We start from the raw sequence: 17384 nt of genomic DNA on the forward strand, positions 1-17384 counted from the left end.
GCGGCAAGCCGACACCCATCTTCCATAGATCAACACGCGATCAATCCCTGCCACATCCCTGCCGCAAGGGGATCAATCAGGCACGGCAGACCGCCCCCGGCGCATACACCGGGGACGGACGCAGGGCCTCAGAGAGGGGGCTAGTTAGCGGACTTTTTCTAATTCCAGATGCGCCGCGGCATAGCGCTCGCGCAGGGCAGGCTTGGCGATTTTGCCAGTGGCCAGACGCGGCAGTGGCTCGGCCTCAAAGGCAATATAACGGGGCACCTTGTAAGCGCTCATTTCACGGTTGCAGTGGGCCAGCACGGTCTCTACCGACAGCGCTTCGCCGTGAATGATCGCCAGCGGCGTTTCGCCAAATTTGTCGTCTTTAGCGGCCAGCACGGCCACTTCCTTAACGCCGGGAATCTCGGCAATCACCCGCTCAAGCTCGGCGGCAGAAATATTAATTCCGCCGGAAATAATAATGTCCTTCAAGCGGTCCAGCATGGTCAGCAGGCCGTCTTCATCCACCATGCCCAGATCGCCGGTGTGCAGCCAGCCATCGACCAGCGCCTTGGCTGTGGCCTCCGGGTCGTTCCAGTAGCGCAGCATCATGCCCGGGCCGCGAATCACAATTTCGCCCGGGGTGTTGGGCGGGCAGAAGGCGCCTTTGTCATCCTTGATGGCAATGCGGGTAAAGACTGAACCCTTGCCACATTTTTCCGGGCTGTGCAGCGCGCCTCGGTCGGTATTCACGGTGGCCTGCCCGCCCGCCTCGGTTTGCCCGTACAACTGGCGAAGGGTAACGTCTTTTGCCAGCCAGGTGTCCAGCAGGCTTTTTGCCACCTGGGCACCGCCGACATTGGCCAGGCGCAGCGACGACAGATCGGCGCTGGCAAAACGGGGAGACTGCATCATCCGCTCAAAAAATATGGGCGCGCCGTTCAGGGCGGTAATGCGCTCGCCCTCAATAATGTCGATGGCCCGCTCCGGTTCAAAGGCCTCCTCGACATACACCGTGGCGCCGTAGGCAAAGTACTGGGTCGCCACCACGTAGCCTGCCGAGGTGCAAAACGGGCCGAATACCAGCGTTTTTGCCGGGTAGGCCGGCACAAAGGGCATGGTGATGGCAATATCCGAGGCGTAGGCGGTCAGGGAGCGATGACTGTAGACCACGCCCTTGGGGTAGCCGGTGGAACCGCTGGTGGGAATGATCACCACTTCGGTATCGGGGCCAAGCGGTGGGCGTGAACGCCCGCTTGCCGGCTGTTCGCGCAGCTGCCGCACCGTGCTCAGCGGCGCAGCCTGACAATCAACGAGCCCGTTTGCCACTTCGCGGGCCAGCTCGGCGCGGGCGTCATCGTAAAACACCCATTTGGATTGGTAGCGCTCACCGACAAGGTAGCGCACTTCGCTAACCGTAAAGCGCGGATTGATCGGCGCCAGAATGGCGCCGGCCAACATGCAGCCCTGCGACATGACCAACCAGTCTAGGCAGTTGGTCGCTAAAATGGTGACCCTGTCGCCCAGTTCAACGCCCTGTTCAATCAACCAATCGGCCACCGCCTGCGACCACTGGTAAAATTCGCCATAGGTGACGCGCTCGGTCGCCGTGACGATCGCTAACTCATCCCGGCGCTCGGTGGCCCACCAATCAAACACCTCAGCTAACGTGCTGCCCACAGTTACTCTCCCGTTGAGTCTTATATTTATTAAGTTTTGCTGTTTTTAATTATTTATTCTGTCGTGTTGAGAAAGGACTCCACCGAATCGTGGAACGGGCCGATCATCCACTCCAGACCGCCGTAGTAAACCGTGTCCACGCCGCCTGCCTGCAAGCCCTGCTGCTGAATTAATGCCGCGCGGAAATCCTCACCGCCAAACACCTCGTCAATCAGCTTGTAAGAACGCGCATAGAGCTCTTTAGCCTTTTCCGTTTCCGGCGGCGCTTTCACCAGCATGTAGTACTCCACCACCGTGCGATTGTTGGCCCGCGGGCAGAGCACCATCACACTGATGTAATAGGGGCTGGTCACCACAATGGTGTTGGGGAAGGCCAGGTAGGCATGGGTGATGTATTTGTGCAGATTATCAATATTGCCGCCCAGCACCGCCGGGTCGAAATTCGCCTTGCCGGAGATTTGCCGCTGGTGATGGCCGAGCTGGCTGTAAACGCTGGGCACATCGTCAAACAATTTAGCGATGGAATTCGCGTGCAAACGCTGCACGTGATAGCCCTCTAGAAACGGTTCAATCACAAACTTCCAGTTGGTTTCCAGGTCGTAGCTGCGGTGGCCGTACACATGCATTTTGTCCAGGCCCAATGCCTCCAAGTCGGCGCAGATCTGGTCGGTGCCCTCCAGCTGCTCGGGCGCCTGCTTGTGGTCCAGGCCCACCCAGATAAAGCCGCCCGCTTCATAGCTGGTCAACTCCACCAGGCCCAGCTCGCATTTCTTCAGCGACGGGAAGGTTTCCTGGCGAGGAATGCCAATCAAGTTGCCGTCCATCGCGTAGGTCCAGGCGTGATAGGGGCAGGACACCCGCGCACTTTTTACCGGCTCATGGCTCTCTACCAGCTTCGATCCGCGGTGGCGGCAGGCGTTGATAAATACCCGCGCCTTGCCGTCGCGATCGCGGGTAATCAGCAGCGGCACACCATAGCTATCCACCGCGACCGAAGTGCCGGGCTCGGGTAAAAACGCCGACACCGTAGCCACCACCGGCACCTTGTTAAACAACTGCTCTTTCTCGGCCTGAAAGCGCTGAGCACTGAGGTAAACATCCACCGGGCGGCTTGCCTCAATGGTCGGCACCGGCATTTCTTCGAGGGGACGGATTGACTGAATGGCATCCCACTGGCTGGCGGTCAGCCCCATCGGAGCAGACGCTTGCGGATTATTTGCGGCCATTTTTGACTCCATTATTCGTTAGTTATTAACCCGTCATACAGGGCGCTACGACCACGGGCCATGATGTACGCAGAGTAAAACAGCCATTAATCTAATGTCAATAGTTTTAAAACCGCTAGTGCGCTTATCCCGGACAAAAAAAAACGCGGCATCGCCGCGCAAAAACTGGAAGCAACCAGAGACCCACAATCGACCCGCATCAGCTCTCCTCGCTGCCGAGAAAAGACTCCACCGCCTCATGAAACGGCCCGATCAGCTCTTCCAGACCGCCAAAATACACCCTGTCTATCGCCCCGCTGGCCAAGCCTTCCTGCTGTAGCTGCGCGGCGCGAAAATCCTCGCCGCCAAACACCTGATCAATCAGCTCGTAAGAGCGGGCATACAGCTCCCGCGCCTTGTCGTTATCGGGCGGGCTTTTCACCAGCATGTAGTAATCCACCACGCTGCGGTCGGCAGCCGCTGGCGCCACCACCATCACGCTGATGTAGTAAGGGCTGGTCACCACCACCGTGCTGGGAAACACCAGATAGGCGTGGGTAATGTATTTGTGCAAATTGTCGAGGTTGCCCTCGAGCACACTGGGGTCGAAGTTGGCCTTGCCTGAACACTGCCGCTGGTGCGGACCGATCAGGCTGTAAATATTGGGCACATCGACAAATAGCTTGGCGATCGAGTCGGCGTGCAAACGCTGAATATGATAGGGCTCCAGAAACGGCTCGATCACCATTTTCCAGTTGGCGTTCAGCGTATAGCGGCGGCGACCGTAAACGTGCATGTTCTGCAGGCCAAAGGCTTCCAGGTCGGCGCAAATTGCCTCGCTGCCCTCCACCTGTGGCGGCTCGCACTCAGGGTCGAGCCCCACCCAGATAAAGCCGCCCGCTTCATAGCAGGTCAACGCCACCAAGCCCAGATCGCATTTCTTCAGTGACGGGAAGGTTTCCTGCCGGGGAATGCCAATCAACTCGCCCTGCATGCTGTAGGTCCAGGCGTGATAGGGGCAGGACAAACGCGCGCTGCTCACCGGCTCATCCGACTCCAAGACTTTTGCTCCGCGGTGGCGGCAGGCGTTGAGAAAACAGCGGACCACGCCGTCGCGGTCGCGGGTAATCAGCAGCGGCACGCCGTAGAGATCCAGCGCCAGCGACATACCCGGCTCGGGCAGATAGGCCGAGGTCGTCGCCACCACCGGCAGTGTGCGGAAAATGTCGCGCATCTCCGCCTCGAAGCGCGATGCCGACAAATAGACCGAGCTGGGCCGACTATCCTCATAGGTCGGCGTGGCAATCTCCTCCGGCAGCGTCAGCGCCGAAATCGCCTCCCATTGGCTATCCGTTAAGCCCTCTGGCTTGATCTTCTGCCGGACGGTGTTGGAATCCACTGCTCGTTCTCCCCTACACAAACACGCCACACAGGCGTATGCACAACTGCCGTTGAGTATAATAAACTAATATCTAATTTCAATAGTTTTATAGTGCTGCCGCCCGCTGAAATGCCGGCCGACTAAACAGCCGCTGCGCGTACGCGCGCACCTCGTCGCCAAAGGCCTCGTCGAGTTTGAAATGGCTGATCAGCAACAGGGCATAGCCCACCGAAATATCGGCCAGGGTAAACCTGTCGCCACAGAGAAAATCGCCCTCCACCCGCTGGAGCTGCGCGTTCAATACCGCCAAGCGCTCATTCACCATGGCCTGATAGTCGTCGGCTACCGCGGGCTGGCGCTGATCGGCGGGGAGGAAAAATCGGTAGCGCAGCGCCACCGCCTGCGGCCCGGCCAGTGCACACTCGCCGAAATACAAGGCATTGAGATAGTGGCCGTAGGCGGGATGGTCGGCGGCGATTTCCAACGAGCCGTCGCCGTAACGCCCGGCGAGGTATTGCAAAATGGCGCAGGACTCATCCATTTCAACGTCGCCATCAATTAAGTAAGGCACCGAACCCAGCGGATTTACCGCCAAAAACTCCGGGGCTTTGAAGCGCGGCGGAAACGGCATCGCCTTGAGTTCGTAGTCGGCGCCCAACTCTTCAAGCAGCCACAGGCAGCGCAGCGAGCGCGACCCGGCACAGTGATACAAGCTAATCATCTGACATCCTTTTATTATTAACGGCACAGTACCCGGCGCGATTGCCGGGCAAATTACATCAGACCGGCCTGCGCCAGCTGCTCATCGCTGGCGACTTCCAGCACACCACGGCCAATCAAGTGTTCGATTTCCACCGCCGACAAGCCGAGCAGGCGACTGGCCAACTCGCGGGTGTGTTGCCCCTGTATCGGCGCAGGTTGCAGCGCAGGCTCAGGCAAATCACTGATCCCGGCGGGGCTGTTCTCGGTCACTAGCCGCCCTAAACCGGGCTGCTCAAACTCGCGAAAGAATCGCCGCTCGCGCAAATGGGCAACATCGCCAAACTCGCTGAGACGCAGCATTTTCCCCGCAGCGATGCCCGCCGCCTGCATACGCGCCATCACCTCGTCGGCCGTGTGCTGACAGGTCCATTGCGCGACCTCGGCCTCAAGCGCCTCGCGCTGCGCCCGCCTGCCCTCGGCGTTGGCATAGGCCGCCAACGACGCCCAATCATCGCGGCCCAGCACCTGGCACAGCGCCTGCCAGTCGCGGTCGCTGCGCACTTCGACCACGCACCACATATCGTCACCCTTGCAGGGAAAAACATTGGCCGGGGCATCAAACTCGTACTGATTTCCCTGTACTTTCAGCGAACCGGGCTGCAGCGATTCGCGGGCCAGCGGCACGGCCATGGCATTGAGTATGGCCTCGGCCTGAGAGAGCACGATCTTGCCGCCGCGCCCGCTGTCGCGGCGGCGCAGCAACTGCGCAAGAATGGCCACCGCCGCCACCCTCGCCACAAAGTGATCGGGAAAAATGGTGGTGCTGTCGCTGTAGCTATCGGGCACCCCCGGATAACTCCACAGCCCGGTGAGCCCCGCACTGGCGCGCACCAGCGGCCCATAGCCCATGCTCTTGGCCAGCGGCCCGGTGTTGCCCAGGGCGCTGCTCTCCAGCACAACAATGCGCGGATTGATTGCGCTCAGGCGGTCATAGCCAATACCCAGCGACTCCAGCGTGCCGGGCTTGAAATTGCTGAGCACCACGTCGGATTTCGCCACCAGTTGCTCGAACAGGGCAATGCCCTCTTTGCTGCGCAGATTCAGCCCCAGGGATTTTTTATTGCGACTGCCCTGGGCAAAAGATTCGCTGATCAGCTTGCCGTCGGCGCTCTGGCGCAAACCATCGGCAAAGGCGCGATTCTCCAGCTTGATGACCTCGGCACCCTGATCGGCAAACAAGCGTCCAAGCTCCGCGCCCGCCACAATCACCCCAAGATCCAGCACCCGCAAGCCACTTAACGGACTCTGCGACGGCACCCCGGTAACGTCAGCTGGCCCCACTGGAGCACGTCGAATCGGACGGCACTCACCCAGCGTAGGCGCAGGATGACGAATCCCCATTCGACGACCATCAATTTCCACATAGCCGGAGGGTACATCTGCACTGTCTCCTCCGATCTCAACAGAGGTGAACGCTCCTCGGGCACGGAAATGCCCATTGCTAAACACCTGATCAGGCGTCGACACGGCGGCAATCGGCACACCGCGCCTCTGCCCCTCAGCCACCAACTCTTCGGCGCATTGTTCCCTGAAAAGCTCGGCGATAAGTGCGTTAATGTCTTTTATGACTTTAATACGCTTGGCGATATTGCCGTACTCTGGATCCGTAAACGGATGGTCATCGCCCAGCCACTGAGACATACCCTGCCACTGCCTAGGGTTGAGTACGCAAATCCGAACGTGGCCATCGCGACAAGGGAATATAGGGTAGACTTTGCCCACTGGCGGTCGCCCAAAAGAGGACACTTGCGCAGCCGACCTGCCAGCGGCAGCACTACCAGTCACACCCAACCCCGGATCGATAGTTTGCGCAGTGGCTTCCAACAAAGAAAAATCCAGAAGACTTCCCTGACCTGTGTGCAGGCGCCGCCAGTAAGCCAACATCACCGCCCAAGCCGCTTGTATTGCCGCCGCCTCAATTGCCAATTCACCTGGGGGCAGCAGCGGATCACGACCGCGAATGCCCGAGCGTGCCAACACTCCACCCAGCGCCATCATCACCGAGTTATTGCCCCGATAATCGCGCCATGGTCCCGTTAAACCAAAATCCGTGATCGACATGATTACTAGGTGTGGGAATCGATTACGGAGTTCGGAAAGTGCAATACCCGTCCCCGCTAAACGACCACCATCGAGAACAATCGCCGCGCGGCTCAGTAATTCGGAAAATTCCTGACGCCCTTCATCGTTGTCCAACGTCATTACCACACTGGATTTATTGGCGTTGCGAACGGCAAAGTGAAGGCTCTCGCCATTGTGGAGTGGAGGCTGACGGCGCGAATTGAGTCCCTCCGGTGGCTCCACCAGCACCACATCAGCGCCGAGATCCGCTAGTAGTCGGCCGCAACTTTCCGCCTGACCGTCCAACAGATCAACAACTAGCGTTCCCGCTAGGGGCAAACTATCAACGCCATCACCCATCTTCATTGTACTTGTCACCCAATTATTATTTAGCGCTTTGGCGATCAATGCGGATACATAGCACCGAGAACTGCCAACCCTAATCTACTCTCATTAGATTAAATCTACTACAATTAGTTTAATCGCGCTAGCAGTAGATCGATCACACTCGTCGATATCCGACGGCAGCTAGAGCAGCGCGTCCGATTTACCGTATACTCGAGTCTTTGCGTCACACTTATCAGGAAGACTCATGGGCCGCCCATCAAAACCCATCATTTCTCGAGAGCGCGCCGCGCGCGCTGCGCTCAAAGTAATCGACAAAGACGGTATAGAAGGACTGAGCCTGCAGATGGTGGCAAAGAAAATGGGGGTGAAAGCACCGTCGCTTTACTACCATTTCAAAAACAAGGCAGAGCTTCTTGCAGATGTAGCACGCCTGCTAATGACGGACGCTGAGGTAAGTACTGCAGATATAGAACATAGCGACTGGCGCGAAGGCCAATTGGCACTGGCGGTCGCCACACGACGCTCAATCCTAAGCCACCCACGCGCCGCGCCGCTGATCCTGCAGTTTTTTCCTCGCCACCTGATGCTCGCTTCTTATGACCGCTGGGCAGGTAAAAGCAGCGATATTCCAGCAGAAGCGAAAATGCAGGTAATCGAAGGATTGGAAAAGCTCACCTTCGGCTCAGCCTTGTTCGGCGCCCTGTCGATAGCTACCGGCAACGATCCAATGCCAGAATTCGACCCGGACAAATATCCACATCTAGCACTTGCCGTAGACGCCAACCCCCTCAGCGAGGAGGAAATGTTTATCGCCGTGGCTCGAAAGTTCATCTATGCGTTCTAAATAGGCAAGTATTACCGGGCACTTCATTACCCCACCTTCGGGATATAAATGGCCTTCGGCTGAGTGAACTCCAGCAGGCCATCGAGGCCATTTTCGGCGCCGATTCCCGACTGTTTGTGCCCGGCCAGCGGCGTGGTCGGCGAGGACTGCAGATTTTGATTAATCCAGACAGTGCCGGTTTCCAGGCGATGAGCGATCGCCACTGCGACATCAATGTCTTTAGACCATACCGCGCCCGCGAGACCGTATTCACTTCGGTTTGCCCGTTCGACCACCTCATCAACATCCCGATACTTCAGTAGCGGAAGCACTGGACCGAAGGCTTCTTCGGTTACTACACGGCTATCATCCGGCGGATTATCGACCAGCGTCAGCGGCAGAAAATATCCTTGCTGCGGCACCGGAGCACCCTCAAGCAACGTCAACCCCTGCTCCCGCGCATCTGCCAGCAACGCCTTCACGCGCTCGTATTGCAGCGCGTTTTGCAGCGGCCCGAATACGACCCCCTCCTCCATGCCATTACCCACCTTGAGAGACTTGGCCAGTGCATGCAGGCGCGCTTTTAACTCATCGTAAATATCTTCGTGAATGTACAGCCGTTTGGTAGCTATGCAGATCTGCGCCGTATTGTAGAACGCCCCCATGAACAGCGATTGAGCAACACCCTCTACGTCGACATCTGGCAATACAATGGCTGCGTCGTTGCCGCCCAACTCCAAGGTAATACGCTTTAAATCCTGAGCCGCTGACGCCATGATTCGCTTGCCCGTTGCCGTAGAGCCGGTAAACGAAATCTTTGCGAACCCTGGATGCGAGGTCATCATCGGCCCCAGCTCGTCACCGCCACAGATAATATTCAATACGCCAGCTGGCAACGCCTCCCTCAATATCTCGCCAATGCGCAAAGTCGTCACTGGAGTAAATGGCGAAGGCTTAAGTACCATGGTGTTGCCTGCGAGCAGGCCATGAGAAATTTTCCAGAACGCCAGCAACACAGGAAAATTCCAAGGCACGATGGCACACACCACACCCAATGGCTCCCGGTGTACCTCAACCCGCCGCTGCTCGGTATCTTCGGTTACTTCCACAGGGAGTTCGTGCATACCCATGCCCTTCAACCACATCGCCGCACCCATCACTTCTTCACGTGCAAAGGCCAGCGGTCGACCCTGCTCAAGTGTAAATAAGCGTGCCAGCTCATCCACATTAGCCATGATGATCTTCGCTGCCGCCGCAAGGAGTCGACGGCGCTCGTCATATGGCGTCGCCTTCCAGCCAGGAAACGCGCCCTGCGCCGCAGCGACAGCTCGGTCCAGCTCAACCTGCCCGGCACGCGGTGCTTGAGCAAACACTTCACCCGTCGCGGGGTTGATGATGTCAATGAACTCCCCTGCACCAACTCGCTCACCATCGATGATCATGGCGACGTCAGTATTACTGTTCGCTGCTGTCATGCTTCTTGTCCAGTATGTTTTGTTTGTGAATGGATTGTCTGGCGGCGCAGCACAGCGTTTTTATATTGTTGCCATGCGTGCAACCCGACACCGAGCCATAAAACTATCCAAAATAGATTTAAAACGCCAGCGCTTTCCACTTTATATCTATTAATGTTAGTTTATGGTTTTTCGAACAATAAGAGAACGCGCTATGAACTCAGCCGCCACGACGCCGGTTATTGTTGGCATTGGTGAAATTTGCGACCGCCCAGCCCAGCCCGAAGCGGCGCTGGAGCCCGTCGCCCTGATGGCCGACGCGTTGCGCCGCGCCGAAGCCGATGCCGCCGTACCGCTGCTGCGTGACGCCGACGCTATCGACCTGGTAGGCCTGGTAAGCTGGCGCTACGCCGACCCCGTCGCACTGCTGTGCAAGACCCTGGAAATCTCGCCCGCACGCCAATGCAATGCCAGCATGGGGGGCGAAACGCCGGTGCGGCTGATTCACGAAGCGGCGCTGCGTATCCAGGCGGGCGAAGCGACCACCAGTTTGATTGTTGGCGGCGAGTCCATGAACGCCGTGAACAAGGCCCGCAAGGCCAAGGCTCGGCTCGACTGGACGCCACTGACCAGCCCCGAAGACACCGTGCGCGTAGCCAACTCTCGCATCGCGCGCAGCGCCCTGGCCAAAAAGCTGGGCATTAACGACCCGGCGGCCATGTACCCCTTATATGAAGTCGCATTGCAGGCGGAAAACGGCATCAACCCCGACCAGGGACGCCGCGAATCCGCCGAGCTATGGGCTCGCTATGCCGCCGTCGCGGCAAACAACCCTTACGCCTGGATTCGCAGCGCGCCTTCGGCAGAGGCAATCTACCAAGTCGACAGCAATAACCGCATGGTGAACTGGCCCTATTCCAAACTGATGATGGCCAATCCCGGCGTGAACCAGTCCGCCGCCATCATTGTTACCAGCTTGGAAAACGCACGCGCGCGTGGCATTGCAGAAGAAAAAATCGTCTACCTCTGGGGCGGCGGCAATGCCTCGGAGGCGGAGGATTTTCTCGACCGCGACAGCTACAGCCGCAGCGCGGCGCAGCAAGCGGTGCTGGATAAAGCCGTGGCTCTGGCCGGCGGCGATGCCCGCCGCTTTAGCCAGTTGGAACTGTACAGCTGCTTTCCGGTGGTGCCGAAAATGGCACTGGCCCACCTGGGCCTGTCGGCTGCGGATATCAGCCCCACGGTGGCAGGTGGCCTGACCTTTTTCGGCGGCCCGCTCAATAATTATATGAGTCACGCCTGCTGCGCGATGGTGCGCGCACTGCGCCAGTCACCCGGCGAACTGGGCCTGCTTTATGGCCAGGGCGGCTTTGTGAACAAACATCACAGCCTGGTGCTCAGCACGCGCGCACCGAGCCACGCGCTCGACAATACGCTGTCGCTGCAAACTGAGGCCGACCGCCAGCGCGGTATAGCACCGCCGCGCTGCCCCGACAATTATCAAGGCCCGGCCAGCATCGAAACCTATACCGTGCTCTACAACCGTGAAGGCCACGCCGAGCGCGGGGTGTTAATTACCCGCACGAGCACCGGCGAACGCGGCCTGGCTACCGTAGCCGCCGATGACGCCCGTGGGCTGGCCACTCTGGTAGACCCGGCGCGCAGCGCGGTGGGCGGCAGCGGCCACATTCATCTGGACGCCGACGGCCTGCCCATCTGGCAGTTTAGCGGCACCACACAGGCATAACGACAGGAGACCAGCGGCAATGAATATTTCCTGGAGCCCGGCGGAACAGGCTTTTCAACAAGAGGTGCGCGCCTTTCTAGCGGCCGAACTCGACGAGGATTTACAAGCAGCCGGACGCCTGATGACCAGCGTGTACGCCGAGCATGAGGCATCCATGCGCTGGCAGGCAATCCTGCTCAAGCAGGGCTGGCTGGCACCGGCCTGGCCCGTGGAGTATGGCGGCTGCGACTGGACGCCCGCCCAGCATTATATTTTTGCCAGCGAGCAGGCGAAAGCCGGTGCGCCGCCCATATCGCCAATGGGCATTCGCATGTGCGCCCCGGCGCTGATCGCCTTTGGCAGCGAGCAGCAGAAGCAGTTTTTTCTGCCACGCATGCTCAGCGGCGAACACTTTTGGTGTCAGGGCTATTCAGAACCCGAGGCGGGCTCCGACCTCGCTGCCCTGCAAATGTCGGCCGTCGACGACGGCGACGCGCTGATTTGCAATGGCGGCAAAATCTGGCAGACCCACGCCAACGAGGCCAACTGGATTTTTTGTCTGGTGCGCAGCAGCAAGGAAGCGCGACCCCAGCAGGGCATCAGTTTTGTGCTGATCGACATGCATAGCCCCGGCGTCGAGGTTCGCCCCATTGTTAGCCTCAGCGGCGAGCATATTCAAAACCAAGTGTTTTTCACCGATGTACGCGTACCCAAAACCCAGGTGGTCGGCCAACTGGGCGAGGGCTGGACGGTGGCCAAATACCTGTTGGAATTTGAGCGCGGCGGCACCGCCTACGCACCCTTAATGCAGGTGCGACTGGCAGAGATTCGCGCCGCCGCCCAGCGCAGTGGTGCCATCGATCAGCCACTGTTTGCCGCCCGACTGGCGCAAACTGAGATTGATGTCGGCAATTTGGAATACTACGAACTGCAAACCCTCTGCTTACTGGCCGAGGGACAATCGCCGGGCAGCAACGCCTCGGTGATGAAAATTCTCGGCACCGAGCTGCAGCAAGCCGTGACCGAACTGGGCATGGAGCTGGCCGCCGAGTACGGCCGTGCCTACCAGCCCCAGGCTGGCCGTCCCGGCGGCCCCATCAGCTACCCCCATGGCGAACAGTTCAGTGGCCCGGCCGGTGCCGCACTGGCGCCGCTGCGTTATTTCAACGAGCGCGCAGGCAGTATTTATGCGGGTTCCAATGAAATTCAAAAGAACATTCTGGCCAAGGCGGCACTGGGGCTGACATAAAGCCCGCCGCGCGGCACGGTTGGCCTGAGCGCCAACAAGCCCACTACCAAGAGGCAATCACTGTGACCAACTGTTTACTCTACGGCGCCACCGGCTACAGTGGCTCGCGTATTGCCCGCGCCGCTCGCCGCGCGGGGCTGGCACCCATTCTCGCTGGGCGCAACCCCGACAGCCTGCGCCCGCTGGCCAGAGAACTGGGCCTACCGTGGCGCGCAGCCGAGCTGAGCGATACCGCCGCCTTGTGTGATATTTTTCAGGACGTCGCCGTTGTGCTTAACTGCGCCGGGCCGTTTGTCGACACCCATCGCCCGGTGCTTGATGCCTGCCTGCGCAGCGGCAGCCATTATTTGGATATCAGCGGCGAGGTGGCCGTCTACGAGTCACTGGCGGCGCAACAGGCCGCGGCGCTCAAGGCCAATATGATGCTAATGCCGGGTATCGGCTTTGATATGGTGCCCGGCGACTGCCTGGCCCTTGGGCTTCAGCAACGCCTGCCCGATGCCACCGAACTCTGCGTGGCCTACAGTATTCGCGGCAGTGTGAGTCGCGGTACGCTGCGCTCCATGCCCAGCGGCAATACCGTGCTGTTGCGCCGTGCCAATGCGCTGGTTGCCGACCCGGCGCCACAGGCCAAGCGCTTTCAGTTTGACCTCAGCGACCCTCAAAGCCGTGTAGACTGTCAGCCGCTGAGCTTTGGCGATATTTCCATTGCCTGGCGCAGCACCGGCATTGCCAATATTCGCAGTTATATGCATGTCAGCGAGCAGTTTCAGGCCATGGCCATGGCGGCGGCCAGCGGCGACATCGACGCCCTGCCCGCCGGGCCGGATGACGCCGAGCTGCGCGCAGAAAAGGCCTATATCGCCGCCGAAATTCGCAATGCACAGGGCGACTGCCGCCGTGCCAGCATGACGCTGCCACACTTGTATCAGGCGACCTTTGACTGCGCCACCGAGATCCTCAAGCGCTGCGTCGACGGCGAAACCCGCCCTGGCTTTCAAACCCCGGCCGGGCAATTTGGTAGCGCGCTGATCGAGCAACTGGGCTATGACTGCCAGTGGGAATAAATGGCCTGCCGCCGGGCGACAAGGAGAACATCATGCGACCACCCCAAGAGGTTCTGCCTCCCAACCCCGATTATGGCCGCGGCGTTTTTCGCCGCCGTATTGCGCTGCATCGCAGCGAGCAGCGGGTTGAGGTCGAACTGGAGGACTGCTCCCACGCCATGCGCGTCTGCCTGACTCACAACGGTGAGGTGATTACGACAGTGCAGGGCGACGTGCTGCGAGCGCCGGTCAACACCTGCCCGTCGGCGCCACAGGCGCTGAGCGAGTTTGTGGGCAAAGCCCTGCACAGCGACCCGGGCTTTTTTGTGAAGCAGGTCGATGCCCGGGCGCAGTGTACCCACCTGCACGACATGACCTCGCTGGCCGCCGCCCAGGCGCTGTGTGGGGCAGCGCAAACCCAACTGGATATTACCGTGGCTGACGAGCGCGACGGGATCATCGAGGCCGAGATTGCGGTTAATGGTCGATTAGTCCACTACTGGCAAGTGCGGGGCAGGCATATTGAGCAACCGGCCGCGCTGCAGGGGCGGCCGCTGTATAAAGGCTTCATCGCCTGGGTACTCACGCAGTTTGAGGGCCAGGCGCAGGTATGTGCACTGGCGCTGCAACGCGGGGTGATGGTGGCCAATGCCCGCCGCTGGGATATGCGCGCCGCCTACGGCCAGCCCGCCGATGATTTTGGGCCGGGCAAAAACGTGTGCTACAGCTACTCCGAACCCCGCATTCACAGTGCCCGGCGCAACGAAAACTCGGTGCGCGACTTCACGCATACCCCCGAGGAACTGCTGCGCTTTCGCTAGCAGCCCCCGGGAAGGTGTATGGCTTAGGCGCTCTCCAGCAGGGCCGCCAGCCGGGTTTGCACCGCATCGCGAGCCTCGGCCATCATCCGCTGAATCAGCACATCGCAGCTGGGAATGTCGTGAATCAGGCCCATTACCATCCCCGCCGTCCAAACACCGTCATTAATGTCGCCACCTTCAATGCAACGCTCGCGGCCGCGCACACCGGCCACTAACTCTCTCAAATCGGCAAAATCGGTGTCGCCCGGCAGCGCCTCAATTTGCACCACCTGCTCGGCGATCGGGTTTTTAAACACCCGCGCGGTGTTGCGCAGGGTTCTGAACATCAAGGTAGTGCAGCGCTCGTCGGCATCGACCATCGCCTGTTTCATATTGGGGTGAACCGGTGCCTCTTGCGTTGCCACAAAACGAGTGCCCATATTGACCCCTTCTGCGCCCAGCGCCATGGCCGCCGCCATTTGGTAGCCATTGCCAATGCCACCCGAGGCCAGCATAGGAATGCTGAGTTTTTCTTTGGCGGCTGCCAGCAAAATCAGATTGGGCACATCGTCTTCACCGGGGTGGCCCGCACATTCAAAGCCGTCAACGCTGACCGCATCCACACCGATCCGCTCGGCTTTCATTGCGTGGCGAACCGAGGTGCATTTGTGAATGACCTTTACCCCATGCTCTTTGAAATACGGCAGAAAGGGCTCGGGGTTCTGGCCGGCGGTTTCAATAATTTTCACGCCCTCTTCGACCGCCGCTCGGGCGTACTCTTCATAGGGCGGCGGGTTAATTGAGGGCAGAATGGTCAGGTTGACCCCAAATGGCTTGTCGGTCATGCCCCGCGTGCGCTGAATTTCGGCGCGCAGCGCCGCCGGTGACGACTGCGTTAAGGCGGTGAGAATCCCCAGCCCGCCAGCATTGGACACCGCCGCCGCCAGTTCGGCCCGGCCAACCCACATCATGCCGCCCTGTACAATGGGGTAGTCAATGCCCAGCAACTCGGTAATGCGTGTTTTCATCGTTTTTGCTCTCTTATTGAAAATATTATTGTTCGTCCACGGCCAGAGCGTCGTCACAGTCCAGGGGCGCGGCGCCAGCGCGAATCACCGCCAGATGCCCGGCAATACGCGGCAGCAACTTGGCATAGTAAAACGCGGCGGTTTGCTGTTTTGCTGCATAAAAGCGCGACTCATGAGTGCCCTCGGCCTGTCGCTGCTCAGCCGCGATGGCCGCCTTCAGCCACATAAAGGCCAAGGTGATATAGCCCGCCATCATCAGATAATCCACCGCGACCGCCGACAGCAGTGTCGGCGCCTGCTCGGCGTCGACGGCCAGCTGGTCGGTAATCGCCTCCCATTGTGCAATCGCCGCAAGTAACTGCGCGGCCAGCGCCGCCGAGTGCGCGCCTCGGGCCTGCTCACAACATAGCCGCATCTCGGCCAACAGGCGATCAAAGGCCGAGCGGTCACGGCCGAGCACTTTTCGGGCCAGCAAGTCGCTGGCCTGGATGCCGGTGGTGCCCTCATAAATTCGCGTCACCCGCACATCGCGAACCCGTTGCTCGACACCCCAGTCCTTCACATAGCCGTGGCCGCCGAGAATCTGCACGCCGTAGTCGGTCATTTCGCTAGCCAGCTCCGACAGGCAGCCCTTGGTAATGGGAATCAACAGACCCAGTCGCTGCTGCGCCGCCTGCTGTTGTTCGCGGCTACCGTAGTCAACCTCGTCCACGCATTTGGCACACCAGTGAATCAAGGCCCGGCCGCCCTCCGCCACCGCCTTCTGGCTCATCAGCATACGGCGAATATCGGGCTGGTGAATCAGTGCATCGGCCGGCTGCTCGGCGTTCACCGCGCCGCCGGGGGCGCGCCCGGCAAGGCGCTCATGGGCGTAGGCCAGCGCGGTTTGATACGCCGCCTCGATCTGGCCCTGCGCCTGCTGTCCCACGCCGAGACGCGACTTATTAATAAATACAAACATATTCTGTAAGCCGCGGTGCGGCTCGCCCACCAGCCAGCCCTCGGCGCCGTCGAAGGCCATGACACACGTGGCACTGCCACGCAGGCCCATTTTGTGTTCGGTGGATACGCAGCTAAGCCGGTTGGCTTCGGCCGACTCACCCTCGGCGTCGAGACAGCGCTTGGGCACCACAAACAGCGAGATACCCCGCGTGCCCGCTGGCGCACCCGGCAGGCGTGCCAACACCAGGTGCACAATATTGTCGGTGAAATCGTGGTCGCCGGAGGAAATAAAGATCTTGGTGCCGTAGATGCGGTAGCGGCCGTCGGCAGCTGGCTCGGCTTTGCAGCGCAACAGGTTGAGGTCAGAGCCGCAGGCGGGCTCGGTCAAACACATGGTACTGAGCCACTGCCCACTGACCAGTTTAGGCACAAAACGCGAGACCAGCTCAGGGTCAGCAAACTCAGTCAAACACTTAATAGCGCCGTCGTTCAGCGCGGTATACATGCACCAAGACTGATTGGCCGCTTGCAAAAACTCACTGGCGGCAATCTTCACCGAATAGGGCATGGGCGTGCCGCCATAGACTTCCGGCTGAGCCAGTGTCGGCCAGCCACCCTCAACGTATTGCCGATAGGCCTGGGCAAAACCCTCGGGTGTCGTCACCTGTCCATCATCGAGACGAACACCCTGGCTGTCGCCCACCGCACTTAGCGGCGCCAACACCTCACTGGCAAAGCGGCCAAGCTCAGGGAGCACCGCCTCGACATCGCCCAAACTAAAATCACCGAAGCCGCCCAAACTGGCGTAGTGATCGGCGTAATCATTCACTTCGTGTAGCGAGAAAAGCACATCACGAATTGGCACGCGGTAGTCGACCAACCTCATCCCCTCAA

General features: G+C 59.7%; 13 protein-coding genes. 5 read left to right on the forward strand and 8 right to left on the reverse strand.

Features of this window, described 5'->3' with window-relative positions:
* Nucleotides 1-144: 144 nt before the first annotated feature.
* From G411_RS0106145 to G411_RS0106165, 5 genes are all read right to left on the reverse strand, one after another.
* Nucleotides 145-1665: a class I adenylate-forming enzyme family protein gene (locus tag G411_RS0106145; protein WP_022958300.1), complete on the reverse strand. Its 1521-nt coding sequence runs from the start codon at nucleotides 1663-1665 to the stop codon at nucleotides 145-147.
* A 53-nt stretch (nucleotides 1666-1718) separates the two neighbouring features.
* A complete protein-coding gene (locus G411_RS19595; RefSeq protein WP_022958301.1) occupies nucleotides 1719-2891 on the reverse strand; it encodes an aromatic ring-hydroxylating oxygenase subunit alpha in 1173 nt (390 codons plus the stop codon).
* Nucleotides 2892-3090: 199 nt separating this feature from the next.
* Nucleotides 3091-4269: an aromatic ring-hydroxylating oxygenase subunit alpha gene (locus tag G411_RS19600; RefSeq protein ID WP_022958302.1), complete on the reverse strand. Its 1179-nt coding sequence runs from the start codon at nucleotides 4267-4269 to the stop codon at nucleotides 3091-3093.
* A gap of 88 nt (nucleotides 4270-4357) precedes the next feature.
* Nucleotides 4358-4972 (reverse strand): glutathione S-transferase family protein, encoded by a 615-nt coding sequence (locus G411_RS19605; protein ID WP_022958303.1) that lies wholly within the window; start codon nucleotides 4970-4972, stop codon nucleotides 4358-4360.
* Between the two features lie 53 nt (nucleotides 4973-5025).
* On the reverse strand, nucleotides 5026-7440 hold the full coding sequence (locus G411_RS0106165) for a CaiB/BaiF CoA-transferase family protein (protein WP_022958304.1): 2415 nt from the start codon (nucleotides 7438-7440) through the stop codon (nucleotides 5026-5028).
* Nucleotides 7441-7666: 226 nt separating this feature from the next.
* Between G411_RS0106165 and G411_RS19610 the strand changes: the two genes are divergently transcribed.
* The gene (locus G411_RS19610) at nucleotides 7667-8266 is read left to right on the forward strand and encodes a TetR/AcrR family transcriptional regulator (protein ID WP_022958305.1); all 600 of its coding nucleotides are present in this window, start codon (nucleotides 7667-7669) and stop codon (nucleotides 8264-8266) included.
* Between the two features lie 26 nt (nucleotides 8267-8292).
* Here G411_RS19610 and G411_RS0106175 read toward each other — a convergent pair whose 3' ends face one another.
* A complete protein-coding gene (locus tag G411_RS0106175; RefSeq protein WP_022958306.1) occupies nucleotides 8293-9720 on the reverse strand; it encodes an aldehyde dehydrogenase family protein in 1428 nt (475 codons plus the stop codon).
* Between the two features lie 193 nt (nucleotides 9721-9913).
* Here G411_RS0106175 and G411_RS0106180 point away from each other — a divergent pair, with 193 nt between their 5' ends.
* The 4 genes from G411_RS0106180 (at nucleotide 9914) to G411_RS0106195 (ending at nucleotide 14541) form a co-directional block, all read left to right on the forward strand.
* Nucleotides 9914-11446, forward strand: a complete 1533-nt coding sequence (locus tag G411_RS0106180; RefSeq protein WP_022958307.1) for an acetyl-CoA acetyltransferase — start codon at nucleotides 9914-9916, stop codon at nucleotides 11444-11446.
* Between the two features lie 19 nt (nucleotides 11447-11465).
* A complete protein-coding gene (locus G411_RS0106185) occupies nucleotides 11466-12674 on the forward strand; it encodes an acyl-CoA dehydrogenase family protein (RefSeq protein WP_022958308.1) in 1209 nt (402 codons plus the stop codon).
* Nucleotides 12675-12736: 62 nt separating this feature from the next.
* Complete coding sequence (locus G411_RS0106190) at nucleotides 12737-13741, forward strand: saccharopine dehydrogenase family protein (protein WP_022958309.1); 1005 nt, start codon at nucleotides 12737-12739, stop codon at nucleotides 13739-13741.
* 32 nt (nucleotides 13742-13773) lie between these two features.
* Nucleotides 13774-14541: a DUF2889 domain-containing protein gene (locus tag G411_RS0106195; RefSeq protein WP_022958310.1), complete on the forward strand. Its 768-nt coding sequence runs from the start codon at nucleotides 13774-13776 to the stop codon at nucleotides 14539-14541.
* 23 nt (nucleotides 14542-14564) lie between these two features.
* Here G411_RS0106195 and G411_RS0106200 read toward each other — a convergent pair whose 3' ends face one another.
* Both G411_RS0106200 and G411_RS0106205 read right to left on the reverse strand, forming a co-directional pair.
* Complete coding sequence (locus G411_RS0106200) at nucleotides 14565-15605, reverse strand: NAD(P)H-dependent flavin oxidoreductase (RefSeq protein ID WP_483852518.1); 1041 nt, start codon at nucleotides 15603-15605, stop codon at nucleotides 14565-14567.
* Complete coding sequence (locus G411_RS0106205; protein ID WP_022958312.1) at nucleotides 15574-17370, reverse strand: acyl-CoA dehydrogenase C-terminal domain-containing protein; 1797 nt, start codon at nucleotides 17368-17370, stop codon at nucleotides 15574-15576. Before G411_RS0106205 ends, G411_RS0106200 begins: the two co-directional genes overlap by 32 nt.
* Between the last annotated feature and the right edge of the window lie 14 nt (nucleotides 17371-17384).

The organism is Spongiibacter tropicus DSM 19543 (genome assembly GCF_000420325.1).
Taxonomy (GTDB): domain Bacteria; phylum Pseudomonadota; class Gammaproteobacteria; order Pseudomonadales; family Spongiibacteraceae; genus Spongiibacter; species Spongiibacter tropicus.